This is a genomic window from Xenorhabdus griffiniae (genome assembly GCF_037265215.1).
In the GTDB taxonomy this organism is placed as follows: domain Bacteria; phylum Pseudomonadota; class Gammaproteobacteria; order Enterobacterales; family Enterobacteriaceae; genus Xenorhabdus; species Xenorhabdus griffiniae.
The window spans coordinates 3801886-3828145 of the sequence record NZ_CP147737.1 but is presented as its reverse complement, the minus strand read 5'-3'; the positions used below and the strand labels follow the sequence as shown (position 1 = coordinate 3828145).

18 protein-coding genes and 7 pseudogenes are annotated in these 26260 nt (G+C 39.2%); 13 read left to right on the top strand and 12 right to left on the bottom strand.

The window, feature by feature from the left end; all coding sequences use genetic code 11:
• Window positions 1-136 precede the first annotated feature (136 nt).
• From WDV75_RS17115 to dynA, 6 genes are all read right to left on the bottom strand, one after another.
• Entirely contained in the window at window positions 137-1666 is a 1530-nt protein-coding gene (locus WDV75_RS17115; RefSeq protein WP_273571548.1) for a peptidase domain-containing ABC transporter, read from the bottom strand.
• Window positions 1587-2870: an HlyD family secretion protein gene (locus WDV75_RS17110; RefSeq protein WP_273571519.1), complete on the bottom strand. Its 1284-nt coding sequence runs from the start codon at window positions 2868-2870 to the stop codon at window positions 1587-1589. Before WDV75_RS17110 ends, WDV75_RS17115 begins: the two co-directional genes overlap by 80 nt.
• Entirely contained in the window at window positions 2863-3327 is a 465-nt protein-coding gene (locus WDV75_RS17105; protein WP_273571517.1) for a hypothetical protein, read from the bottom strand. Before WDV75_RS17105 ends, WDV75_RS17110 begins: the two co-directional genes overlap by 8 nt.
• Before the next feature lie 276 nt (window positions 3328-3603).
• A complete protein-coding gene (gene dynB, locus WDV75_RS17100) occupies window positions 3604-3771 on the bottom strand; it encodes a dynobactin A family peptide antibiotic (RefSeq protein ID WP_338860195.1) in 168 nt (55 codons plus the stop codon).
• A 280-nt stretch (window positions 3772-4051) separates the two neighbouring features.
• On the bottom strand, window positions 4052-5071 hold the full coding sequence (locus WDV75_RS17095; RefSeq protein ID WP_273572382.1) for an IS110 family transposase: 1020 nt from the start codon (window positions 5069-5071) through the stop codon (window positions 4052-4054).
• A 154-nt stretch (window positions 5072-5225) separates the two neighbouring features.
• On the bottom strand, window positions 5226-6422 hold the full coding sequence (gene dynA / locus WDV75_RS17090) for a dynobactin maturation radical SAM/SPASM protein DynA (protein ID WP_273572366.1): 1197 nt from the start codon (window positions 6420-6422) through the stop codon (window positions 5226-5228).
• A 153-nt stretch (window positions 6423-6575) separates the two neighbouring features.
• Here dynA and WDV75_RS17085 point away from each other — a divergent pair.
• From WDV75_RS17085 to WDV75_RS17075, 3 genes and pseudogenes are all read left to right on the top strand, one after another.
• Window positions 6576-7543: pseudogene (locus tag WDV75_RS17085) on the top strand (IS30 family transposase).
• A gap of 336 nt (window positions 7544-7879) precedes the next feature.
• Window positions 7880-8428, top strand: coding sequence for a recombinase family protein (locus tag WDV75_RS17080; RefSeq protein ID WP_273572378.1), 549 nt, complete (start codon window positions 7880-7882; stop codon window positions 8426-8428).
• 166 nt (window positions 8429-8594) lie between these two features.
• Window positions 8595-9635 (top strand): annotated as a pseudogene (locus WDV75_RS17075) (IS481 family transposase).
• 280 nt (window positions 9636-9915) lie between these two features.
• Here WDV75_RS17075 and WDV75_RS17070 read toward each other — a convergent pair.
• The 3 genes and pseudogenes from WDV75_RS17070 to WDV75_RS17060 form a co-directional block, all read right to left on the bottom strand.
• Window positions 9916-10941: an IS110 family transposase gene (locus WDV75_RS17070; RefSeq protein ID WP_338860193.1), complete on the bottom strand. Its 1026-nt coding sequence runs from the start codon at window positions 10939-10941 to the stop codon at window positions 9916-9918.
• Window positions 10942-11705: 764 nt separating this feature from the next.
• Window positions 11706-12203 (bottom strand): Panacea domain-containing protein, encoded by a 498-nt coding sequence (locus WDV75_RS17065; RefSeq protein WP_273572160.1) that lies wholly within the window; start codon window positions 12201-12203, stop codon window positions 11706-11708.
• A gap of 479 nt (window positions 12204-12682) precedes the next feature.
• Window positions 12683-13775: pseudogene (locus WDV75_RS17060) on the bottom strand (tyrosine-type recombinase/integrase).
• 84 nt (window positions 13776-13859) lie between these two features.
• Here WDV75_RS17060 and dusA point away from each other — a divergent pair.
• A complete protein-coding gene (dusA, locus tag WDV75_RS17055) occupies window positions 13860-14879 on the top strand; it encodes a tRNA dihydrouridine(20/20a) synthase DusA (RefSeq protein WP_273572161.1) in 1020 nt (339 codons plus the stop codon).
• A 25-nt stretch (window positions 14880-14904) separates the two neighbouring features.
• Here dusA and WDV75_RS17050 read toward each other — a convergent pair whose 3' ends face one another.
• Entirely contained in the window at window positions 14905-15888 is a 984-nt protein-coding gene (locus WDV75_RS17050) for a quinone oxidoreductase (protein WP_273572162.1), read from the bottom strand.
• 267 nt (window positions 15889-16155) lie between these two features.
• Here WDV75_RS17050 and WDV75_RS17045 point away from each other — a divergent pair.
• Window positions 16156-16884, top strand: a pseudogene (locus WDV75_RS17045) (tyrosine-type recombinase/integrase); the annotation flags it as partial.
• Between the two features lies 1 nt (window position 16885).
• Here WDV75_RS17045 and WDV75_RS17040 read toward each other — a convergent pair.
• Window positions 16886-18050: pseudogene (locus tag WDV75_RS17040) on the bottom strand (IS4 family transposase).
• A 544-nt stretch (window positions 18051-18594) separates the two neighbouring features.
• Between WDV75_RS17040 and WDV75_RS17035 the strand changes: the two are divergent.
• The 3 genes from WDV75_RS17035 to WDV75_RS17025 all read left to right on the top strand — a co-directional run bounded on the left by WDV75_RS17035 (window position 18595) and on the right by WDV75_RS17025 (window position 19910).
• Window positions 18595-19083, top strand: a complete 489-nt coding sequence (locus tag WDV75_RS17035) for a hypothetical protein (protein ID WP_273572277.1) — start codon at window positions 18595-18597, stop codon at window positions 19081-19083.
• A complete protein-coding gene (locus tag WDV75_RS17030) occupies window positions 19080-19475 on the top strand; it encodes a DUF1240 domain-containing protein (protein WP_254851503.1) in 396 nt (131 codons plus the stop codon). The genes WDV75_RS17035 and WDV75_RS17030 overlap by 4 nt, the downstream gene beginning before the upstream one ends.
• Window positions 19476-19601: 126 nt before the next feature.
• The gene (locus tag WDV75_RS17025) at window positions 19602-19910 is read left to right on the top strand and encodes a phage major capsid protein (RefSeq protein ID WP_338861225.1); all 309 of its coding nucleotides are present in this window, start codon (window positions 19602-19604) and stop codon (window positions 19908-19910) included.
• Here WDV75_RS17025 and WDV75_RS17020 read toward each other — a convergent pair.
• Window positions 19854-20006: pseudogene (locus WDV75_RS17020) on the bottom strand (transposase family protein); the annotation flags it as partial. The gene WDV75_RS17025 and the pseudogene WDV75_RS17020 sit on opposite strands and share 57 nt — an antisense overlap.
• Before the next feature lie 193 nt (window positions 20007-20199).
• On the opposite strand from WDV75_RS17020, the gene WDV75_RS17015 reads away from it, so the two are divergent.
• From WDV75_RS17015 to alr, 5 genes and pseudogenes are all read left to right on the top strand, one after another.
• Window positions 20200-20691, top strand: coding sequence for a hypothetical protein (locus WDV75_RS17015; protein ID WP_273572279.1), 492 nt, complete (start codon window positions 20200-20202; stop codon window positions 20689-20691).
• Window positions 20692-21334: 643 nt separating this feature from the next.
• A pseudogene (locus WDV75_RS17010) lies at window positions 21335-21451 on the top strand (helix-turn-helix domain-containing protein); the annotation flags it as partial.
• 315 nt (window positions 21452-21766) lie between these two features.
• Window positions 21767-23236 (top strand): transposase, encoded by a 1470-nt coding sequence (locus WDV75_RS17005; RefSeq protein ID WP_338860190.1) that lies wholly within the window; start codon window positions 21767-21769, stop codon window positions 23234-23236.
• 367 nt (window positions 23237-23603) lie between these two features.
• Window positions 23604-25013 carry a replicative DNA helicase gene (dnaB, locus tag WDV75_RS17000; protein WP_189759062.1) on the top strand — a complete coding sequence of 470 codons (1410 nt, stop codon included), beginning with the start codon at window positions 23604-23606 and terminating at the stop codon, window positions 25011-25013.
• 101 nt (window positions 25014-25114) lie between these two features.
• Window positions 25115-26194 (top strand): alanine racemase, encoded by a 1080-nt coding sequence (gene alr, locus WDV75_RS16995; protein WP_273572023.1) that lies wholly within the window; start codon window positions 25115-25117, stop codon window positions 26192-26194.
• Window positions 26195-26260: the final 66 nt, after the last annotated feature.

Sequence of the window (26260 nt, the reverse complement as noted above, 5' to 3'; positions counted from 1 at the left end):
TAAGGAATACTCCTATCATTTTGAAACGCTATTTAGTCCGGTTGAATTACCCATTTTACAGCCAAACAACCCAAGTGCCCCAGACTTTTTTATGCTCTCCTATTATTTTGAAATCTTATTTAGTTGGTAGCATTAATTAAATTAAAACCGTCTGTTTTTCTAGTTCAGCATTTAAATGAATAATTCTATCTGCACTTTTAATGGTAGATTCTCTGTGTGCCACTATAATTCTAGTCACATTTAAATTTGGAATTGATTTATTAATAAATAATTCATTATCTGTATCTAAATGACTTGTTGCTTCATCCATGAAAATAATTTTAGGTTTTTTATAAATCGCTCTAGCTATCATTATTCTTTGTTTTTGACCTCCAGAAATACTTCCGCCTAATTCACTTAATTGTGTGTAATATCCCATCGGAAAATTAGCAATTTCACTATGGATGTTGGCCTTTATTGCGCATTCAATAACATAATCCATATTTATGTTATCATCGAATCCTGAAATATTTTCTGCTATCGATCCTGAAAAAAGCTTATCTTCCTGTAAAATGCAAGAAATATTTTTTCTGTAGTTATTTATTCCAATGGAATATATATCATTGTTATTGAATAATACATCCCCTGATTTAGGTTTAATAAGTCCACACATTATTTTAATAAGGGTTGATTTTCCTGTTCCTGATGGTCCAATTATTGTAACTGATTCGCCTTCGTTAATTTTTATTGAAAAATTTGATATTACTGAATTAGTTGAGTTCTCATACGTATAAGAAACATTCGATAGTTCTAAAGAAGCCATGTTGTTACCGGCATAGTTATTAGTATCATTTTTGAAAACTTCTTTTTCTTGCAAAGCAATGTCAGATAGCCTCTCATTATGTAATGAGAGTAGTTTTAATTCTACTGATTTATTAATTATATTAGTAACACGATCTGAAAATTGACCTCTGTACGTATTGAAAGCTATAAACATTCCTATAGTTATAGAACTATTTATTACCAAATATGAACCAACCCAAAGAATAATTATTTGGTCTAGAGATATTATAATTGAACTCAGTGCGCTAGTAATAATTTCTATTTTTTTCTTTTTTATTTCGGATTTATTCAAATCTTTAACTTTATCACCGTAATTTCTTAATCTATTATTAAGCAAATCAAGAACTTTAATTGTTGGCATGCTGTAAAGAGTCTCCATAAAGAAAGAGTTTATAGTGGCCTCATTTCTAATTTTTTTATCCGATGAATTCTTATATATTCTATACACAATTAATTTAACCATAAAGTACAGAATTGAAAATAATATGACTATAGCAGTTAAACCACCTCCATAAATAATCATCATGCTCAGTAAGCCTAGTATCATTAAAAAATCAATAATTAAAGTTACTATATTAGTGCAAAATGTTTCTCTAATATCTTCTATTGAATTAAACCTAGATTGAATATCCCCTAGTTTCCTATTTGAAAAATAATCAATTGGAATTTTCATAAGATGCCCAAAAAGACTATTTTTCCATTGCATATCCAAAAGGACGTTTATAGAAAGAGACATATAAGATCTTAGTGCATCAGAAAAAGTTTTAACTAAAGTAAAAAATATTAAAAAAATGCAGATGGATGACAATAATAGAGTATCTTTTGTTATTATAACATGATCCATTATTAACAATTAAAGATGTTTCTGCTTTCATTCCCGAAACCAACTTTAATTTATCTATATTTTTATCAGTTATTTTCATTTGGATAGAGTAAATATTATCATTATTATTATTTTTAGTGCCATTTTTTAACCCCTGTAAAGAAGAGTTTTCATTACTTACAATTGATTTTGAAATCTTATCTATTACACCATTAAATGAGCCATATTTTTGGAATGGATATGACTTAAATCTTAGATCTATTTTTTCACCTATCCTTACATAAGGATAATGCTCACCCTTTATACTAAAAACAATAAAATATGATTCTACTGTTTTTGGCGATATTTTAAATAGAGGATCGTTTTTAACAACCTCCTGTCCTAATGTCTTATACTGATAATCTAAAACTCCATCAATCGGAGATGTTATAATTCTATTTGAATCAGAATTTATATCAATTTTTTTTATTTTAATTTCATCTATTTGCTCTTGTAATGATGAAATTTTATTTTCTATGTCATTCATTTTACTGTCTCTATCTATCAAAAATTGATGTTTTTTTTCCAATAAAGAATTTAATTGTTGATGTATGTTTATATAACTAATTTTATTTTGAACGTAATTGCTATTTATTGAGTTTAATTGCTCTAAGGTTACATAACCTTTCTTTAAAAATAATTCATATTTTTTTCTGGTATCATTATGCTCTTGAATTATTTTATTTGATTTATTTAATTCTGCTTTTAAATTAGCAATTTCTTGATCAGTAAATGCTATATTTTTTTCATAGAATTCATCTAGTTTTATCTTTAATTCATTTTTATTATTTATGTTTTTATTTAATTTATAAATTATTGAATTTAAATTTTTAAGCTTTTGCTCCTTTAAATCACCATTAATATCGTTATCAATGCTTTTTAATTGTAAAACAATATCATCTTTAAGTAATTTAGAAGGTTTTAATATGCTAACATTAGATAATTCAACATATCCATTTATTGGCGATCTTACTATTACCGTTGAAGGGAATGAGTTAACTTCACCTTCTATTTCAATTCTATTGTTTATCTTTAATACAAAAATTAAAATGAAAAGAGAAGTTATCAAGATGGTAATTATTACATATAGAATAACCGAATGCGGGTAAATCCTAATTATCGTATTAGGGACCCACATTATTTCTTTTGTTTCTCTATTTATCTTCCTGAAAATATCATCATTCATTATTGTTTTTACACCATAGTTTAATTAAATAATCATATAAAAATGTAGTTACAAGACAAATGAGAAGCCAATTAATCCATGCAATTGAATTTTGTAATATAGATATATAGAAAGGGTTTCCTATAGCTAAATCCATTAGTGGTTGTCGAACTAGTCTACCCATTACTGCTAACTCAAGCAACCACATGATAATTCCTCTTGCAAATGAATTATATGTCGGCATACCTCTTTTTATAAGTATATATAAAATAGTTATACCAAAACCTGTTTCTATACTTGTTAATGCTGCTAAGTATCTTACATCCCAAGATGGTAAAACAGATATGTTACTCATTTCATTTCTAATATATGGTGTTAACCATTCAACGTTAACAACATGAATTAAAAACCCAATAAATGCAGTAAACATAGATACAATTAAAATGACAAAGAATACTGCTTTTTTTTCACCACCCATCACATAACCCTCTGAAATTCACTATATAATTATATATTTTATATCCTTTTTTGAAAATTTCAAAAAATACTTTTCAAGTAAAATATTTAAGAAGAAATCCTTTCACAACTATAAAAAAGCAAACAGTAAATGTTTTATACTCATCTAAGAAATTACATCTATAATTGAAATAAAGACCCATGTAAATTTAACGGATTAATAGGAAGGCTTTTATTATGATTTTTAGATGCGTAGTAAAAAATTAATGGGAGAGGGAATGCCTCTCCCTATAACTAATTAAAAACTATATTTATATATATTACCATCCCAACCAGGGCTAGCAGCTCGTTTTACAAGTTTGTTTACTTGCTTAGGTTCTACAGCCTGACCAACATCTTTCCCTGCTCCACCTACGCAATCTAATAATGCTTTATTCCATAAATTACTTTTTTTTAAGTCTTTCATAGTAAGCTATATGAACGCATCCCGTTTGCAAGACAAAAACCACGCTGACATCGACGGTAGGTTGCAGCTCTATATCCGGCCTTATTGCAGCCAAAACTGCGGGCCTCGATGTAATCCGCTGGCTTGCTCCTCATTCTCCTGACGAGCTTTATGCTCAAGGAACTATTCAGGTTTAGCAAGTCACGGTCTTACCTGTCTTTGTCATCGTTACCCTTGCCTCAGCAATCTTTCTGCATTCATCCTTGTTGTGTTACAAGTTAAAGTTGACCAGTGAAGCGCCTTAGTAAGGCCTCACACTGACGTAATCTTTTTGGTAGTCCCGTTGATGGGCAACCAGTGCCCAAACGGTACGAGCCAGCTTATTAGCCATGCCTACTATCGCTACACAGGTTGGGCGTCGTTCTTTCAGTTCTGTCACCCACGGCGACGGGGTTTTCGTGAGTAAGGTGGCCGCTCTAGCACCGTGAATAAACAGGGTTCTCAAGTAGGTATCTCCCCGTTTGCTGATGCCCAGTAATTTGACCCTGCCTCCCGTTCCCGTTTGTTTCGGCACCAGGCCCAAATAGGCCGAAAATTCCCTGCCCGACCGAAACCCGCTGGGCTCGCCCATCGTCGCGATGGCGGCTGTGGCAATTAAGACACCGACTCCGGGAATTTTCATAATTCGCTGACAATCAGCATTCTGCTTTGCCCACGCCGTCAGTTGTTTTTCCACCAGGTCAATTTGTTCATCGATTTCGTCCAAACGACGGTATTGTTCTTCAAGGAGTCCAAGCAGGAATGGGGCGAGTTTTTCCCTTAGCCGCTCAAGCACCTCCGGCATCGCTTTATCCAGTGAGGCTCTTCCCTTATGCACGGTTTCACCAAATTCCAGCAGTAAGCCATGCAACGCATTGATTTGCGAGGTTCTGAATTTCACTAGCTGGTAGCGCATCCGGTGTAACGACAAAATGGCCTGTTGTTCTTCGTTTTTGACAGCGACCGATTTACCGGGTTGCTGAACGGCCAGCCAAATAGCCCGGGCATCCTGAACATCGTTTTTGTTTCCCATCCGAAACGCTTTGACAAATTTAGCCTGAAGCAAACGGACTTCATGCCCCAGCTTTCTTAGCTCCCGTGCCCAATAATGCGCACCGCCACAGGCTTCCATGCCAATCAGGCAAGGCTCACGGTTACTGAAGAACGTTAAAAAGTCATTTCGCCTCAGTTGCTTATCAATGAGTTCACCGGTGTATTCATCAACAAAATGAATCTGCATCAAATGTTTTGCAATATCGACGCCAAAAGGTGTATGTTTCATGAGTGGATCCTCCAGTCATCAGGGAGCAACAGGCTCCCGCTTTAGGCACTATAAGGCCGGAAATCTGTGAGGATCCACGCCTCATCTCTCAATTCCAGCACGGTACCAAAGGCCAAGTGGTTGGGATGCGTTCATTACATTCTCCTTATCATGCTTATTTAATGTTTACTACTTCTATTAACTTGAATTTATTCTTTTCTATCTCTAGAAAAGCACTGGTTCCAAGCAAACCATCACTCATATGTTTACTATATGGCTTACTTGCAGTTAGCCCTCTTTCATTTAATCTTTTTTCTATATGTTCATACATTTTATACAAACTTGGGCAGTAATAGTCTTTATGATATATATCATTATCGTGGTATTTATATGCTCTAGCGGGACAACCACCATGGCAAACGTGTTGCCACTTACATTTTTTACACGAATCCGTACTTTCTCTTGTTCTATATATTGTGGCCCTCATTCCACTCATTAATTCTAAAATTGAATTATTCTGCAAATTTCCATATTTCATATCAGGTTGAGCTGAAAGGCTTGCGCATGGGTATAAATCTCCAACCGGATCAACAGAAAATGATGTATTTCCACATTGAGCCATTCCTATACAGTCAGCAGCTCTTCCTGCTAGAATTGCTTGAGTTTTCCTTACAAAGTCAGAAACGAAAATATAATTTTCTGGTTCTGCGTAAAACCACTTGTCATATAATTTACTCCATGCCACATAATACTCATCGGGTCCTAATCCTAGATCTTGATAATTATCTATGGCATTCCCTGATTTATTTAATGGAATTACATTAAATGGTAATTTATTTTCAAGCATGAAATCATATATTTCGTCCGTGTGATCTATGTTTGTTCTACTCATTACTAAAGCACAACCAACATCAATATTATTTCTTCTTAGTTTATTTATTCCTTCAATAATTTTATTGAAACTCCCTGTATTCTTATGTGTAATTCTATTCTTATCATTTAAATCTTTAGGGCCATCAATAGAGATGGACATAAATAATTTATTTTTCTTTATAAAATCACACCATCTTTGAGTTATTAATGTTCCATTTGTTTGAAGGGCATTTAAATATTTTATCCCATTACTGTATTTTTCCTGAAAATCTATAACGTTTTCATAGAAATTAATTCCTGGTAGCATTGGCTCACCACCATGCCATATGAAATGAACATAAGTAAATACTTTATTACTACTAGCATAGTCGAATGTGTATTTAATCGTTTTTTCAAGAATATCCAGTGACATAACGGGATGTCGTATATCTTCGTTATAGCAATATTTACATGCTAAATTACATCTATGGGTTGGTTTTATTATATTTACAAGTTGCATATGAGTTTCCTTGCATATCCCACTATTGACGTAATGAAAATTAAATTTAATTTAGGGATTTAATAATTCTTGGATTCGCCTAATAAGTGCAATTTCTAAGAAAGTCGGTCAGTTGCTATAGTAGGCATCTTTCTCGCCAAAGGAAAATGCACTATGGCCTATATGCAACTGACCGAAATAGAAAGATATCAGATTTTCAGTTTAAAAGAAGCCGGTTTTACACAACGTTTTATTGCAACGTCGCTTAATTGAGCCCCATCAACGATTAGCCGCGAATTGAAAAGAAACCGGGAAGCCCAGAAATACTGCCCTAAACAAGCTCAGCTTAAAGCTTCAGAGCGCCGCCGTACTGCGGTAAAAGCCGTCAAAGTGACACCGGAGATAACAAAGTGGATTAAGCAGTTAATTTGGCAAGATTTAAGCCCTGAACAAACCGTCGGTTATCTTAAAAGGGAGAAGATAATATCCTTGCATCATGAAACCGTGTATAGATTGATTTATAAGGATAAAATCAATGGTGGTGATTTATGGCAGCACCTTAGGATTGCTAAAAAACCATATCGTAAACGCTATGGAAGTGATGAGCGCAGAGGAAAAATCAAAAATAGAATCAGTATTGAGCATCGCCCAAAACTTGTTGATAAAAAGCAGCGTATTGGTGATTGGGAAGGGGATACTATCGTTGGAAAAGATCATAAAAGTGCATTATTAACCTTAGTTGAACGTAAATCGTTATTTACTGTCATCATTAAACTCGAAGATAAAACAGCGGAAGGTGTTGCAAAAGCGACAACAAGGAATTTATCAAATATAAAACAAAAGGTTAAAACCATCACCTTTGATAATGGATTGGAGTTTGCCGAACACGAACTCATCAGTAAAAATTTAGAGGCCAAGATTTATTTTGCCCATCCTTATTCACCCTGGGAAAGAGGAATCAATGAGAACACTAATGGATTAATCAGAGACTACTTTCCAAAAGGGACCGATTTTAATCAGGTATCAGAGCGGGAGATAAACCTCGTCGCAAATCGCTTAAATAAACGCCCACGGAAGACACGGGATTACAAACACCGGATGAGTTATTCAAAGGAATATCCACTCGTTTACTTCGTTTATAACGGTGTTGCACTTATTATGTGAATGCAAGATTTATTGAATCGAAATATAGCATATCAATAACAAACTAATAAAGGCGTGGTTATTGATTTAAATCAATAAATATTACTGCTTTTAATTTTTTAACTTTATTTTTGCTTAGGTTGTCACAATAAATAAAATTACTCAGAAGATTGTTTCTAATGTATTGATCACCGCAATTTATTATTATGTGGTGTTGAATTAATACATTATCCGCTTTAGGTATCATAATTTGTAAATTTTGATACTTTACAGTCGGATATTTAAACCAGTCTCAAATATCTTTCTTTCTAATTATGATACCGGGAACGATAAAAATGGCATTGCTGGGTTATGCTCGGGTTTCGACCACACAACAAAAACTGGATATTCAGATTGCTGTTCTGAAACAGGCCGGGGTTCGTGAAGATCGAATTTTCACGGATAAGATGACAGGAAAAACTGACAACAGAGAAAGGTTGAAAAAGTTACTGGCCAGAGCTGAAAGAGACGACACCATTATATGTACCAAAATGGATCGTTTAGGCCGCAATACCTCGGATATGATCAAAATTGTCGATAGCTGCTACAAAAAAGGCATCGCTATTCGGTTTTTGGACAACAGCCTCAGTACTGAAGGCACGATGGGTAAGATGATGGTTCAGATTCTGGCGGCAGTGGCTGAAGCAGAGCGCGAACGTATTCTTGAGCGTACTAATGAAGGTCGCCAATTTGCGAAGGAATCTGGCGTTAGATTTAGCAGAAAACCGCATAAAGGTGCAGCTCAGGCCAAGAATATGATAACTCAGGCAGCTTCGATGAAAGACGTCATGGAAAGGACGGGAATATCCAGAGCGACCTACTTTAGACTGAAAAAAATGGTTTGATTTTGTGCAGTGAACTTATCGAGGGAATGGGCACAAAACCCGATTTTAGGGTTGAAATGATTGTATTAGTTCAGACTAGATCTGACACTTCGGTTTGAAAAGAAGAGAGTTACCGACTTTGATTAAAGGTGATGAATCCATAATCAAAGACTAAGAGGTAACTCTCATGCTTTATACTAGCAATCCAATCATCAAACACAAGGCGGGTCTGCTTAATCTCGCTGAAGAACTCAGTAATGTCTCAAGAGCCTGTAAAGTGATGGGGGTATCCAGAGATACGTTTTATCGTTATCAGGAACTCGTTGAAACAGGCGGGATTGATGCGTTAATCAACCAAAGCAGAAAAACCCCTAATTTGAAGAACCGTGTGGATGCGGAGACTGAACACGCCGTTATCAACTCGGCCATCGAATTCCCGGCCTATGGGCAAGCCAGAACAAGTAATGAACTCAGAAAAGCAGGCATCTTTGTGTCTGCCAGTGGTGTCCGTTCTATCTGGCTCAGACATCATCTTGAGAACTTCAAAAAGCGTCTGGCAGCCCTTGAAAAGAAAGTGGCTGACGAAGGCATTATCCTGACTGACGAGCAGGTTGCCGCCCTTGAACGTAAGCAGCATGATGACGAAGCTTGTGGCGAAATTGAAACCGCTCATCCTGGCTATTTAGGGTCGCAAGATACCTTTTATGTCGGTAATCTTAAAGGCGTGGGACGCTTGTACCAACAAACTTTCGTCGAGACTTACAGTAAAGTGGCTTTCGCGAAACTCTATACGAGTAAAACGCCCATTACGGCGGCGGATTTACTGAATGACCGTGTGCTGCCGTTCTTCAGCGCTCATAGATTGCCGATGTTACGTATTCTGACAGACAGAGGCACCGAATATTGCGGGTGTGTTGAGCACCATGATTACCAACTGTATCTGGCTGTCAATGATATCGACCATACCAAGACAAAGGCGATGTCACCGCAAACCCATGGCATCTGTGAACGGTTTCACAAAACCATCCTGAATGAATTTTACCAAGTGACGTTCAGAAAGAAATTGTATGGCTCATTGGATGAGTGACAAAAAGATCTGGACAAATGGATGGACAATTACAACAATCACCGCACTCATCAAGGAAAAATGTGTTGCGGCCGGACACCAATAGAAACCCTTCAGGATGGGAAATCTATTTGGGCAGAAAAAAATCTGACCCAAATATAATCTGACAGTCGCCGATAACAAAGTGGGTAACTGTCATATATGGACGTCCCATAATATTCAACTTTTTTAGTGACTCAGTGTATTGCTAATTTCGGTTCACGGTCATATATCCGGCGTCTGGCAATCATTTAAATTTGCTGCGCCATGGTGAAGTCCGAACCTTGCCTCCTCATCAGATCAACGGATTAAAAATCCTCGACAGTCTCAGGTTTTTGCAAGGCCGGATAACCGTTTAGCTCATCAACTGTAGTCAACTCTATTGAAAATGAAACCGGTTTATTTAAGCAAAGGCTTTGCTCATCTGGAACGCATCTTTATTAACCATAATTGACCAGCATATCCTGGCACATTTATTGGCATAAGCGACACACGCCTTATTAAATCCCCGTCGGTTAACCAAAGACTGCATCCAATCACCGAGGGCATCATGCCGTAACGCTCTGCGTTGTATAGCAGCTCTGGCGCCATGAATTAAAATCCCGCGTAGGTACCGATTACCCTTTTTAGTGATTTTGCCTAATTGTGTTTTCCCACCACTGCTGGCCTGTCGAGGAACGAGTCCTAACCAAGCGGCCATTTGCCTGCCGTTATTAAATTGTTTTCCATCACCAATATACGCGACCATTGCGGAGGCAATCAGGGGGCCAATACCGGGAATAGATTGGAGTTGCTGCCACTGAGCCGTTTGCGATGATAGCGACTTGAGGGTTTCTTCTATTTCTTCTGTCTGCTGGATCAGCTTCAGCCATTCTTCATAGAGTTGTTTCAGAACCCTGCGTGCAATCATCGTTAATCCATTATCGGCATCTTCAAGTGCCTCGTACAGTGACTCTCTAAGAGCCGCAGAGCGTTGCGGAAAAATAATGCCATATTCTGCTGCCAGTCCTCTGATTTGATTAGAGAGAGCAACGCGTTTTTGAACTAATGACTGCCGGACATTATGGAGAACACAGAGGTCTTGTTGATACAGATTTTTGACCGGAACAAAATGCATACCCGGCCGATTCGCAGCTTCACATGTTGCCAACGCATCATTGGCATCATTTTTATGGTGTTTAACGAAAGCTTTCACATGCTGAGGGGGAATAAGGCAAACTTTAAAACCTAGATTTTCAATCGTTCGTGCCCAATAGTGGGCGGTACTACAAGCCTCCATAGCAATCAAAGTCCCGGATTCCATTTGTCTAACAGCATCCAGTAATCGACTTCGGGTCATTTTTTTATTAAATATAATGTGATTATCGTTAAGCAAACAAAGCTGAAAAACAGATTTAGCGAGATCAATACCGAGAATTTTATGATACATGATGGACGCTCCCATAAAATGAATATGCTTATTTCATTTTGGTACAATTGACGCCATACGGGACGTCCATCTCATCAGATCAAGTCGCGACTAGTACAGATAAAATTTAATTTTAGTTGGGATAGTAAATATCCTCCTTTTCATTCCTTACCCCACTTGTCCCAACCCCCATCACTTACCGCTCGCGTTATTCGTGACGCGTCACGATAAATAAAGGCCATTGATTCCTCCGTTTCAAACGCAGGCGTGAATAACTATAGGAATTCCTTTAGGTTAAGGAGTCCTATTGCCGAGGTTCTCGCTTTGGTAATGACTCTTGATGATAGGCACCATTTAATGGTACTGAATAAATGCAATATTGAAATTAAACGCAATATTTAGTGTAAAACTTTCTTACTTTGGGCTTTACGTGATGGGAGGTATTAAATCCGTTCAGTATTCTATCAAACACATCATTACGGCAGGGTTCTGATACTCTGATATCACCAGCAATGACTTGACTTGTCACTGTATCAACTCCCAGTATCTCAGCTTTTTTATAAAGAATATAACTATCGTGCTTTACAAAAGGATGATCGCCGACACTTAAAATACAGGTGTTGTCATATTCAATATCGGGATAAATAGTGGTTAAATTAACAGCAAGAAAACATTCTTTGGTAAGTTGAGGGTAAAGCACGGGATACTACAAATAAAGAACAAATGCTCCTTCGCACCTGTAAGCAACATTATGGTTCCCTTTTTAACAGGTGCAAAGTTAATTGTCATACTAATCCGCTAATAACCCGATCTAGTTCGTTTTGTTCTCGCATCCTGTTTGCAAGTTGTATCGCAACCTCATTTGATTTTCCAAGGGCAAGGAAAACGTTTTTTGGGTCGATCGGGTATGAGCCACCATGAGGATCGAACCACTCAGGGCAATGTGAGCGTGTGTAGTCCCTTATCTGCCATTTTGTCATATAACCGTATTCTGAATAAACGCCATTCAGAACAGCAAGCTCAGCATCTGTTAACTCGTCATATTCATCGCGTTCAACTGATGGTAGCTTTGTCTCCAGTTCATAATTACTAGCGCCAGCAATCCACTTTCCCCAGCCCTCATCTGAACCTTGGCTAGAGCCATTCATTAAATCGAGTGAATATGAAAGCACAGGTCCGTGAGGCATAGATACCATACGGTCACCGCTGATTGACTCCCCGTATTTCCTCATATGCTCCCTGTCAGATAGGTACATGAGCTTCATGAGTTTCAGGTATGCCATGCGCCCGCCACCTTTCGATAGCAGGTACGCAGCCATTTGGGCTACTTTTATTTCGCAAAACATAGAAACCTCCAGTGAATCCGTGTTATCAAATTGATAACTCTCACGGAGGAGTATATTTTAGGGCATGAATATTCTCTATTATTTCTGTCTTTTTTGAGACATTTTACAACTAATTTTCTTCAACAAAATACATATAAGAAATTGATTTATAATAGAAAAATAAATATATTGCAAATGTCATTTTTTTGTGATTTTCAGAGTTTATTAACACCACCCCTGACACACTCCTGCACCCCAGTATCATTTGCTCTGAGGTGGTAATATGTTCTGATTTCAAATCGGACAGATTTTTGGTTAATCGCGCCAATTGGGATTTGAAAGCCATTTAAATGGGAATTCCCACTTTGGCAATAACCCATTGATTCTTCCGAGGTCCTCACTTTGGGAGTTAAAGGGCAGATTACTGCCCTTTGGGATTACTCTTCTTTCTTCTGCATGAGCTTGTTGAATTTTTCATGCAGTGATTGCGGGTACAGTTCTGTGTATACCTGCCATAATATATTCAGAGAACGATGGTCTGTGACTTGCGCGACTTCTTCAATTGAAAAGCCAGCCTCAAACAAACGGCTCGCTCCTTCTCGGCGTAGGTCGTGGTAGCGGAGGTCTTCGATGCCTAGAGCGTTACGGACTCTCTGGAATCCTGCTGTTACGCTTTTGGAGTTGTACGGGAATATCAGCTCACCTGTTCTTGGTTGCCTTTGAACTATTTCCCAGGCATCCCCAAGTAAAGGAACGGACATGTGATTCCCTGTTTTCTTTCTTGGGTCTTTTCTATCCCTTACAACGACAGATCTTTGTTTTTCGTATATATCATCCCATCGAATTTTGCAGACTTCCCCTATGCGCATACAGCTTAAAATTGAAAAATTTAAGATATCTTCATAGGGTATTTTCCCTTCCCTATGACTACTACGCTTACGTAACCCAACAATAAGTTTATCTATCTCGTCTTGTGCTGGTCTTCGACTACGACGTTGAGATTTTCCAATCAACCCCATCTGAGTTAGCAAAGGACGCGCTTCATATGCAGGATTTGATACATAGTCTATATTATAGATTGGCTTGGCTGATTTTAATACTGATGTTAAATAGCTGACATCGTGGTTGATGGTTGATGGAGTAATACCTGTAGAATGCCTCTGCTTGCAATACTCGATAACATGGCTAACTGATAGCTCTGAAAGTGTTAGTTTCGCTAATTCACTATCTAAGAGCATGTCTAATACATATTTTTTAGTTCTTCCTGCTTTTCCGCCTAAATCTGGGTCATTGATGTATTTGTGCAGCAGATCACCGACTGTTATATCTTCGATGCACATTCTGTGCGGGAGCTCCACTTTGCTCAAGTTCAGCGGATCGTATGGCGCCCCAAGTTTTAGCTTGAGCCATTTTGCCGAATGTTTTTGTTTCACGATGAAGATGTTTGCCGTTTTCCTTTATTCCCACTGTGCAGCGATACCTAATAGTGCCATCTGCGCGCGGGCGTTTCACTATGTTATAGTAGGCCATTATTTACCTCTTCAGTCACCAGTACACCATTTGTATGGTGTACCGATAATCTCAAAATAGCCTAAAATGCACGAAAATATACAGATGCAAAAACCTAATAAATTCACTGTAATATCAACGGATGCGAGAAGATTCAAACCTTCCCGCTTTTCCGTTGCGCCCATGTTAGACTGGACTGACCGCCATTGCCGTTACTTTCATCGTTTATTAAGCAAGGAAGCGCTGCTTTACACGGAAATGGTTACAACGGGGGCGATTATTCATGGCAAAGGGGATTATCTGGCCTATAACGAGCAAGAACATCCAGTCGCACTGCAATTGGGGGGGAGTGATCCACAGGCATTAGCGCAGTGTGCCAGGATCGCACAGGAAAGAGGTTACGATGAGATCAATCTGAATGTGGGTTGTCCTTCTGATCGTGTGCAGAATGGTCGTTTCGGTGCTTGCCTGATGGGAGAATCAGTGCTGGTAGCTGATTGTATTAAGGCAATGCAGGATGTTGTGGATATTCCTGTTACCGTTAAAACTCGCATTGGAATTGATGAACAGGATAGCTACGAGTTTTTGTGTGATTTTATTGATATTGTTGTGAAAAACAGCGATTGCGATAATTTTATTATCCATGCACGTAAAGCATGGCTGTCGGGTTTAAGCCCGAAAGAAAACCGTGAAATTCCACCTTTGGATTACCCGCGAGTCTATCAATTGAAACGGGACTTTCCTCAACTGACGCTTTCAATTAATGGCGGCATTAAATCGTTGGAAGAAGCCAAACAGCATTTACAGTATATGGATGGTGTGATGGTTGGACGAGAAGCCTACCAAAACCCATCCATTCTGGCACATGTGGATCGTGAATTGTTTGATCAAACAGTTCCAGTGACCAATACGGTTGAGGCCGTTAAAGCGCTTTATCCTTATATCGAACAAGAGCTGTCTAAAGGCACTTATTTAGGGCATATCACCCGCCATATTCTAGGCATTTTCCAGGGGATCCCTGGGGCACGTCAGTGGCGTCGTCATTTAAGTGAAAACGCCCATAAGTCGGGCGCTGATATTATGGTTGTTGAAAAAGCGTTGGAAATGGTGACAGAGCGGATGTAAATCCGTTCAGAAATTTTGTCTGAAATTATGGAATCAATAAGCTGGAACCGTGGGTTGCACGGTTTTCCAGCGTCTGGTGTGCTTTTACTGCTTCTCTCAGTGGAAATTTCTGGTTTTCTGGTACATCCACATTAATTTTGCCGCTGGCAATTAAAGCAAATAATGTCTTGCTGGCTTCAGCTAACTCTTCGCGAGTAGTGATATAGCCATTAAGGGAAGGGCGGGTGAGGAACAGTGAACCTTTCTGATTGAGGATACCCAAATCCACGCCAGTTACGGGGCCTGAAGCGTTACCGAAACTGACCATCAAGCCTTGTCGTTTCAGGCAATCCAGTGAATCCAGCCAAGTTTCTTTGCCAACAGAATCGTATACGACACCAACTTTTTCCCCGCCAGTAATAGCCAAGACACGTTCTGCAATATTTTCGCGACGATAGTTGATGGTTTGCCATGCCCCTGCTGCCTTGGCGAGTGCCGCTTTTTCGTCTGAGCCTACTGTGCCAATCAATTTCGCACCCAGTGCTTTTGCCCATTGGCAGGCAATCAAACCAACACCACCAGCGGCAGCATGAAATAGAATTGTTTCGCCTGTCTGGAGCTTATGAGTCAAATTGAACAGATAGTAAACAGTCAGCCCCTTTAAGAATGACGCAGCCGCTTGTTCGAACGAAATTTCATTCGGTAACAGCGCGACTTTGCTTTCAGGAACGTTGTGTATTTCACTGTAAGCACCTAAAGCTGACTGAGCATAAACCACACGATCACCGACTTTAATTGATGTCACACTAGAGCCAACTTTAGTGACAATGCCTGCGGCTTCCGTTCCCAGGCCACAGGGCAGGCTAGCTGGTGGATATAACCCACTGCGTATGTAGGTATCAATATAATTAATACCGATAGCTTTGTTTTCGACTTGTACTTCATCGGGAGCAAGGTCAGCAGGTGTAAATTCACAATATCGGAGTACTTCTGGGCCGCCAGTGGCGGATAATTCGATGTGTTTTGCCATGGTAACGCTCTCATTATATTAGAAATACTGGGAACAGCTTCGCACGTTTGCAATGAAATAGCTGCAAATAACGTTAATGTATCTGAAATCATTACAGACTATATATAATTACTTTGTGTTTTGAAGTTTGTCCATGATTATTGTTTTTATATAAATATCAAATAATTAATTAATAATTCAACTGTATGTTGTTACAGTGTTTATTGATGTTTTGCTCTTCTTACAGCACACTGCGTATAAACAATTGTATAAATATTTTTAGTGATCATGGCTGCCGAACTAAACAAGCTCAGTGACAAAAAACTTAGAACCCTGCACGGAAAAGAAAGGGGCAATATTGAATTTTTTGCCGATGGTGCGGGGTTGAGCGCCAAAGCATCTAAAGCAGGTGGCGTTAGTTGGGTTTTTACGTACCGACTTGATGGAAAAAAGTTAAATCGCCTTACCATTGGGCGCTATCCTGACGTGAGTCTTAAACAGGCCAGAGAAACGAGGGATAAATGTCGTAACTGGTTAGCATCCGGTAAAGACCCAAAGCTGCAATTTAATCTAACGATGCAGGAATCATTGAAACCAGTCACTGTAAAAGACGCTATCGAATATTGGATAGAGCACTATGGCAGAGAAAACCGGGTAAATATTGATAACCATATTCTTCAATTAGAAAAACATATTTATCCCTATATCGGTGAAATGGCATTGTCTGACTGTGAAATAATATATTGGCTGCAATGCTTTGATAGAATGGAAAAGGAAGCTCCGGTGGGTTCTGGTTCTATACTTCAATTGTGCAAGCAAGCCTTGAAATTTTGTCGGGTAAGAAGGTATACAGTTAGCCATGTATTGGATGATTTGACTATACAGGATGTTGGAAAAAAACAGAATAAAGGAGATAGGTTTTTAACTGACAATGAACTTGGTCAGTTATGGAAGTCTATAAACTCCAATGGCTACATGCCTTATTATCGTAATCTATTGAGAATATTAATTGTATTTCTTAAGAATTAAGCCTTTCAAAACACGCATCCAATGTCTTGTTTTTGCATGATTTTCTTTGTTGCGTTTTACAGGCATTCCGAAATAAATATCCTCTCGCCTTTTCGAGAAGAAAGTCGGTTTCCGACCAGGCTCGTTGGAGCAAATTTTCTATTATCGGCCGTAACCATATATCTGTATTTTGGGCGGCTTTAAGCAAAGCCACCTCTGGAAATAGTCGTCTTGCCATTGTTCGCCTGACCAGCAATGCGAGCAAACTTGACCAGATAAGCCCGGTGACTAACGACGCTTTTCGGGGGGTAAATCCTTGCCAGTTGGTGTGTGATTTCAATTCCTTGAATAACAATTCGACCTGCCAGCGGCAACGATAAATGTCCATGATGTCATTCGCGGTAAACTCCTCTGGCGGTAAGTTTGTCAGCCAAATGCAGAACCGTTTCTTTTCTGCAAACCAGCGACGGATGATCCGGAATTCATAGCCTTTTCTCCTACAACATAGGTCTAAGACTTCTGACCGGTTGGTTCTTCGGGTGACTTCTTTTAAGGTTTTTCCGGCCAGTTTCCGCAGTGGTTTCCCTTGTCCATTATGCGCGGCGACAATCTGAGAATTCAGAGATTTGCTTCCTCTGACAATAAATGAAGCGCCAAAATGGGAGAGTTGTTCAAAATAATCAAAATCCGGATATCCTGCATCCGCAAGCAAGAGTTGCCTCCGTAATGTTGCCGGCGCAGGCAAATAAGCACGTTCAGACGCGGTATCCGCCGTCACCGCCATGCACGTTGAATGAACGACCATCCTGCAAAATAACATTTTGAAATTGAGCTAATTTTTTAGGTATCGACACTTGTTTTTCAACCCATTGTGCCATGACAAACCTAACGATAATTTTTACAAATTCCTCAAAGGCCGGTTTACGTAACTGATTGTAAAACGGTCGGTAACTGACTTGTTGCTGAGCCTCAGAGCACAGGCCATTAAACTTCTGATGTAATTGGGCAATAGAGGTGATTTTACCTGTGCTGAGCGCTGCAATCAGGCTAAGAAGCAAGGTACGGGGTTCAATATTTCTAATGCGTTGGGTAAATCCACAGCCAAACGCTATCTTTTGCAAAGAAACGTCACTAAAAAATTGCATTAACTGGTGTTTTATAGCGATAATTGTCACAGGCTTCATCCGTGGTTTTGATATGAATTTGGCGACGATTATCAGATCATAAATGAAGCCTTTTTTCTATCTAAAATATACAGTTAATGCTTAAGATCCTGTCTATGAGCTATACATCAAATATACATTCTCTTCATTAGGATAAAAAAGGGGTGAATAGGGGTTACAGTTAATGAATATTATATTAATTGCCAAAAACCCAGATGTAGCAAGGCTTTCAGGGGAATGTGCAGAGGGTGCATAACTGAGAGGAGAAAAAAGATTTATAGGGGGTATCTCTGGCAGGAAAATAAAAGCCGGATGAGTCTGGGATAATAAATTTAGTGCATAATTTTTTTATTATGGTATGACTGAAATTAAAATTAAGTAATTGTCTGATTTTGCTTAAGAATAGAGATTCATCACAAATTTAAAGGTGGATCTTTTCCATGCTGGAATGGGTAAGCATTATTGTTATATCCTGCTTAATTGATGCTACATCGGAAATCTTGACACAAGTCAATCAATTATTAATTTGATATTGAGTGCTACAGAAAATTGAGGAATGACACATAAGAAATATAATCCCACTTGGGATGGCTATATGGGGGATGTTTTAAGGGGGAATGTGGGAATTAATCAGCTAAAGCCTCAACATGAATTTTTTGATGCTATTGGTCTAGAAAAAGTATTGAGGGATTTTTCTATTGGATATCGAGTAATAGAAAGTATTTTTAAGGATGAATATACGCTAGCCGATTTTCTTGGAAATGTAACCATGGATATGGCTAAAACTGCTATTATTGCTGCTTCCTCCTGGGTTGTAGGATCACTTTTAACTGCCACTGCATTTTTAGGTGGAAGTATTATTGCCGTTGCTCTGATAGTTTTAGCTGTTGGAGTTCTAGCGGCTTATATTTTAGATACTCTTGATAAGCAATATGGGATAAGTGAAAAATTAATAGCACTTTTGAAAGAAGAAATGAAAAGAAAACCAAGAACACCGGAAGCGGATTTACAGCATTTTTTTAATGAATTAGGAAGGTTTAGGTGAATAGTAAATATTTCCAAGCATTAGGTGTGCTAATATTATTATTGTTAGTAATATTTACGGTTATTTTCGTTATTGGCGATGCTGTTTCATTAATATTAATGAAAGATGAAATAACATTTTCTGCCACTGTTGTTATTGGTGTCATGACTTCACCTCTATTATTTTACGCGTTATTATGCTCTATTTTTTTCTTTATTTTTAATAGGCAACCTAAATTTAATAAAGTGATTGTTAACTTTATGGTTTGGTTGGCAATTTTATCATTCATCATCAGCTTACCTGTCTCTTTTTATGTTAGCTATAAGTTAAAAAATGATGGTTATCTGACATGTGATAAAATATCGTGGATGTCACCAACAACATATGTGAAAGATTTATCACTGTGTAATTGAAAACTTTTGTAAATATTCTGTCCTCATGTTTTCGCAAGTTTAGCCTCTGAATGTCAGGGGCTTTTTTATTGTTTATCATAATGTTAAATAGTGTTTAAAGCATATAAAAACCAACCACAAAACACCATGAAAAAGCTACTCGAATTACGCCAGCAAAAGGCAGCCCTCACCGAACAAATGCGCACCCTGCTTACCAAGGCCGAAACTGAAAAACGCTCATTGACCGCAGAGGAAGCCAAACAGTTTGACGAACTGCGCAGCCAGTCCGACTCACTGAACGCCGAAATTGCCCGTTATGAGGCTCTGTCTGACGAAGAGCGCCATCAGGCGAAGACCCAGCCGACCAGTGACAAACTCAACAACAACGGGCTGCGCCACTATATATTCCTGAATATCACTCCAGCCTTCTGCACCCGCAATCACGGCACACAGTGACGCAAACAGGATGTCAAATAAAGGATAGGTGACTTTCGCACTCTGGCGAGGGTCTTGGATCGCCGAAAAATGCAGGGTAAAGTTCTCAAGGCACATGGTATAGGTTTTCACTCTCAAAAGAGAGTATAAGATCACAGTGCTTTATTCGAAGCAACCTATTTTATTTTTGGCGAAAAAATATTCGTGATCTTGCCCTGATGAATAAGCTAGAATCTATCATTATTTATCTATAACATGTATATAAACAGGGAAATGCATCAAGTTAGTTTAAAATAAAACAGGTGGTATTATGAAGAAAGTGATGAACATTGATAAAATTAATATATCAATAGATAAGTTAAAAAGAATTGATAATATTAGTGAGAGAATACATAATTTAAGGAATAATTTCTATAGAAAAATGGGAGATAAAGCAATCGACAGAATGACAGAATTTAGCTCTGTTCGCGATCCATCTTCTGGAGAATTGGGAGAAAAGGTAGATGTTCGTGATGAAATGATTAATAATATAGAAAAATTCAATAAAAAAGATATTTTTATGTCAAAGGAACAATTTGATGAAAAAATGCAAGAAGAAAGTTCAGAAGAAGAAAAATTAGAACGAAAAAAACTGGAGTTATCATTTTCAACTAATTTTAGACGTAAGAGGTTTTATATTTCTCATGCTACTGATAGTAAAGAAGTTATAAATGGAACAAGATTAGTTCTTAGATCAAGGTTTGGTATTCAAAAATATAATAGCGATTATAATGGAAGGAAAAAAAGATTGAATTTCCTATGAAACATTCAGATATTGATTCTAAGATATTAGGAAATGATGATTATGTGTTTTTTTCTCTAGAGGTTGGTGACGAAATAAAAAAACAAACAGTAGATTCGGTAGTACGTTCTATCGATTAGAATATACACAGGGAAATCCAGATTTTGAATATTCATCCTTAGTATTAGCTGATCAACTTAATGGACTAATGTTTTTAGAATATAAAAATTTAAGAAATAAAATTAGTGAGATAGCAATAAGGAGATTACAGAAAAGATGTCTTAGTAGATATGGATGTTGTTTTTATGGTTATAATAACAATATTAATGGATTGCTGAATGCTATTATATCCACTACAAGAATACTACCTTTAGATGATGCAAGAAAAATACTTAACTTTAGTAGTGATTATGATATAAATATGATCGTTAATGATCTTTTTCGCCCTGAAATTAGAATACCAAGAATATTTGTTGCAGAACAAGGTACATATCAACAGGTTTAATATCAAGCCACTCGCCAATCAAGGGACATGCAATTAATAAAAATAAGTTTAATTTATTCAATTTGTTAAATTATTTTGCTCGCCTCACCCTGATAATCTTAACGGTTATGTTTCGTGAGGCGGGGCTTAACTAACAAATGTTCTCAATTCCCGTGAATTAAAGGCGAATGGATTATTGCTAACTATCTCGAAATACACCCATCTGAAATTTGGCCTAGTCGCTATTTTGATTCGTATGGTGAATTGATTGAACGCAAGGTTCGGGATAAATCATAAAAATAATCAGTTCCATTTAAAAATCATCGGGAAGATAGCCGTAACGGGGTATCTTCTCACTAGCAGTAACATTCGTAGTTGTTACGTTAATAGTTTTCAACTGAATACGCGCAACCCTCATAGCTTGGAACGTTAAACGTACTGACCACGTTTTATTGTTCACACATTCACTCTCATTCTTTCTTTTCTTTTGCCTTGTTTTTATCTTATGCTTTGTTTATCAGGTGCGCCGTAAAACCCCGTCCTTCAGAGGGTGTCGTAAAAGCTCATGTTATCCATTAAGATCGGCGCTCTTCCTTTAGGCGCCAATCTTTTATGACCTTATTCACCCGAAAACTGGAATCGTCTGTTCACACCCAACGTCAATTTGTCAAAGCGCAGCATTTACCTGTATTGGATGGCTCTCTTTCCCTTGGGGATTATCTCAAGCAAATGGGAGAACACAGTGCACTTATTGTCGCGGAGATCCTGGATGAACAAGACTGGGGACCTTTCGAACGTCATTATGCTTCAACAGGCAGGGCTCCTTATTCTCCCCGCTCCATGATGGGGATCCTGCTTTATGGGATCATGAAAGGACAGCGTTCGCTCAGAGCACTTGAACGCTTGGCGCGTTTAGATTTGGGCTGTATTTGGGTCAGTCAGGGAATTACCCCTGATCATGCCAGTCTTGGACGTTTCATTTATCAGCATCAAACTGTCCTGACGGGGATGTTTTTTAAAGAGCTGACCTTATCTGTTTTGCGCCGCAGTCAATCCGGTATTTCGTGTCTGGCGGGTGACGGGACAGTGATTGAGGCCATGTGTTCTCATTATCATCTTTTGACTCAGGCAGCCATTTCCCGCGAAAAAAAGACCCTCAGTGCAGCGCCTGCCACGGGGCAGACAGAGAAACGTCTTCAGCAATTGGAACAGGGCACAGAAGTATTACGACGCCGGCAAGAAAACCGGGCAAAAAAGGGGAAAGATGGTAGCCAGTTACGTATTAATCCCACAGAGCCAGACGCTGTCGTCCAGAAACTCAAGCGGGGAAAGGGATTTTCAACAGCCTATAAACCGTCTGTTTTAGTCAACACAGGACGTATTATCGTCGCCCAAACCGTAGATCCATCCAGTGAGACACGGGTAATGGCGGATTTATTGGTGCAGAATTTCAATTTATCGGGATATCATCCGGACAAATTGTTGTTGGATGCCGGTTATTTCCATGACGCGGTGATGGCTGAGGCACAAAAATATCAGATCCCGCTGTTTTGCTCTGAAAATTCAACCCGGCAGAGCCCCCGAAAAATCGCCCCCAAATCGTTATTTATCTATGAGGCTGAGAAAGACACTTATCTCTGCCCGGCCCATCATTCATTATCGTTGAAAAGCACCGTGGCCGCGTCAGAAAAAGCGCGAGGCTATCGGGTCTATGGCAGTGCCAATGGCACTCAATGCCGGCAAAAAACCCAATGTACACGGGCCAAAGGTGGAAGAAAAATAAAACGCTATCGGGAAGATGAAAAGCGGGATGAACTGCGTTTGCATATGGCTAACCCTGAGTCAAAACGGATATTGAGTCAACGAAAGAGCAGAGTAGAACCGGTATTTTCAGCTTTGCGGGGAATTCAGGGACTGGAGCGCTTTCGGCGTAGAGGATTATCAGCGGTAAAGCTGGAATTTACCCTGCATGCGATGGCCTATAACTTATCAAGAGCAGTGGCTCTGATATTATGGATGATTTTCAGCCTGTTATTGGTTCAAATAACAGGCACTGAAAAATGGGAGAGGATCTCAACTTAACGCGTTGCAAAAATGACCTCCCCCCTTTTACGACACCCTCTTCAGGGCGGGGAGGATATCAAAGATTTGTTCAGTGTTCTATGTATAAACAATTATATAAACAAACAAGAACAAATGCGTTAAAAAATGAATATTATTTATTCAATATCAAACAGTTGTGTTTAAATTGCGAGTATAGACTATACGCATTAAACTTCAAGCTGCAATTTACAACACGATATGAAACCGGATTTCTCCCCGATTCGCGGGGGAGAAATCACACGCATCTTGAAATTAGATTGGTATATATATAATTACTCAAGGCTGTTTTCATGGCGTATACTGATACCCTATTTCGTTTTTTGTTTAGTGGATTGATGCGGTATACATGGCTGGAAAAAAACCAACTAACAACAGTATGGCTGAACCAAAAGATCGCCAAGTGGAAGGGCTGAAACTTCCACCACACTCTTTGGAAGCAGAGCAATCCGTGTTAGGCGGTTTGATGCTGGATAATGAACGTTGGGATAATGTATCCGAACGGGTTACTAGCAATGACTTTTTTAGCCGACCACACAGACGTATTTTCGCTGAAATGCAGCGTTTGCTCGAAACGGGCAAACCGATCGACCTGATCACGTTATCGGAATCTCTTGAACAGAATGGCGAACTCGATAATGTCGGGGGTTTTGCCTATCTTGCTGAATTATCGAAAAATACCCCAAGCGCGGCGAATATCAATGCTTATGCCGATATTGTCCGCGAACGTGCAGTAGTACGCGATATGATCGCGGTAGCCAATGAAATTGCCGATGCAGGCTATGATCCACAAGGGCGAACCAGCGAAGAACTGTTGGATTTGGCAGAATCACGAGTATTCCAGATCGCAGAAAATCGGGCAAATAAAGATGAAGGTCCGAAAGGCATTGAACAGATCTTGGAAGAAACCGTTGAACGGATTGAACAGCTCTATCAGCGCCCACATGATGGCGTAACAGGCGTTTCTACCGGTTACCAAGATCTGGATAAGAAAACCGCAGGATTGCAAAAATCAGATTTAATCATCGTGGCGGCGCGTCCTTCAATGGGTAAAACGACTTTTGCGATGAACCTGTGTGAAAACGCGGCCATGATGCAGGATAAGCCTGTTTTGATTTTCAGCCTTGAGATGCCCGGCAACCAGATCATGATGCGTATGCTAGCGTCCCTTTCCCGCGTAGACCAAACACGTATTCGTACCGGTCAACTTGATGATGAGGATTGGGCACGCATTTCCAGTACGATGGGGATCTTGCTGGAAAAACGCAATATGTATATCGATGACTCATCTGGTTTGACGCCAACAGAAGTGCGTTCCCGTGCGCGACGTATTTTCCGCGAACATGGTGGGCTCAGTTTGATTATGATCGACTACCTGCAATTGATGCGAGTACCTTCATTATCTGACAACCGAACACTGGAAATTGCGGAAATATCCCGCTCATTAAAAGCATTGGCGAAAGAGCTTCAAGTGCCGGTCGTTGCACTCTCCCAGCTTAACCGTAGCTTGGAACAGCGAGCCGATAAGCGTCCGGTTAACTCCGATCTGCGTGAATCAGGCTCTATCGAACAGGATGCTGACTTGATCATGTTTATCTATCGTGACGAGGTTTATCACGATAACAGTGAACTGAAAGGTGTGGCAGAAATTATTCTTGGTAAACAGCGTAACGGCCCTATCGGCACGGTAAGGCTGACATTTAATGGCCAATGGTCACGGTTCGATAATTATGCTGGACCAAGTTACAGTGACGAATAAATCCAAGTGCCTATCGTTCGTGTTCAAATAGCTTCAATCATCAATATCGAAGATAGGCTGTTATTATCAAACCTGACTGAAAAATGATAAAAGGGGATGGAATGAAAGCGGCAACTGCTGTTATCGACCGCCGCGCTCTGCGACACAATCTGCAACAGGTGAGAGTACAAGCGCCTGACAGTAAGTTAATTGCAGTTGTGAAAGCAAACGCCTATGGACATGGTTTATTAGAAACTGCTTACACAATGGAAGATGCTGATTGTTTCGGTGTTGCCCGTATTGGGGAAGCGCTGGCTTTGCGCAGTGGTGGGATCGTCAAGCCAATCTTGCTATTAGAAGGTTTTTTTGAAGCGGCAGATCTCCCCGTTTTAGTCGTCAATCATATTGAAACCGTGGTGCATAGCATTGAACAGCTTGAAGCATTGGAACAGGCGGATTTATCCCATCCCATTAAAGTGTGGATGAAACTCGATACAGGTATGCATCGTCTGGGAGTCAGGATCGATGAAGCAGACGCATTTTATCACCGTCTCAGCCGCTGTCGTCATGTTGAGCAACCCGTTAATATCATTAGCCATTTTAGCCGTGCAGATGAACCCACAGTTGAAACGACTCAACAACAAATTGAGCGTTTTATGGCATTTATTGGGGATAAATCTGGCGAAAAATCCATTTCTGCATCAGGGGGGATTTTATTATGGCCAAAGGCGCATTTGGACTGGGTTCGTCCCGGCATCATTATGTATGGTGCTTCGCCGATGGCAGATAAGACCGCTGCCGATTTTAATTTACTCCCTGCCATGACACTTAAATCCAGTTTAATCGCCGTTCGTAAACACAAAGCGGGTGAAACAGTAGGATATGGTGGTACGTGGAGCAGTGAACAAGACACCTATCTTGGCGTTGTGGCAATGGGATATGGTGATGGCTATCCCCGCAGTGCACCTGTCGGTACGCCAGTATTTATTAATGGTCGAGAAGTGCCACTTGTTGGCCGTGTATCTATGGATATGATTACTGTGGATCTGGGACCAACATGCCAGGATAAAGTTGGAGATGAAGTTATCCTTTGGGGGAATGCCCTGCCAGTTGAAAAAATTGCAGCGCATTCGGGGATCAGCGCTTATGAGCTAATTACGAAACTGACTTCACGTGTTGCGATGGAATATCTAGACGAATAATCCGGGTAAGTTATATTGTCTGTTATTGCACTTTTAATAAATAATTCAATAGCAGGGAGTATAACG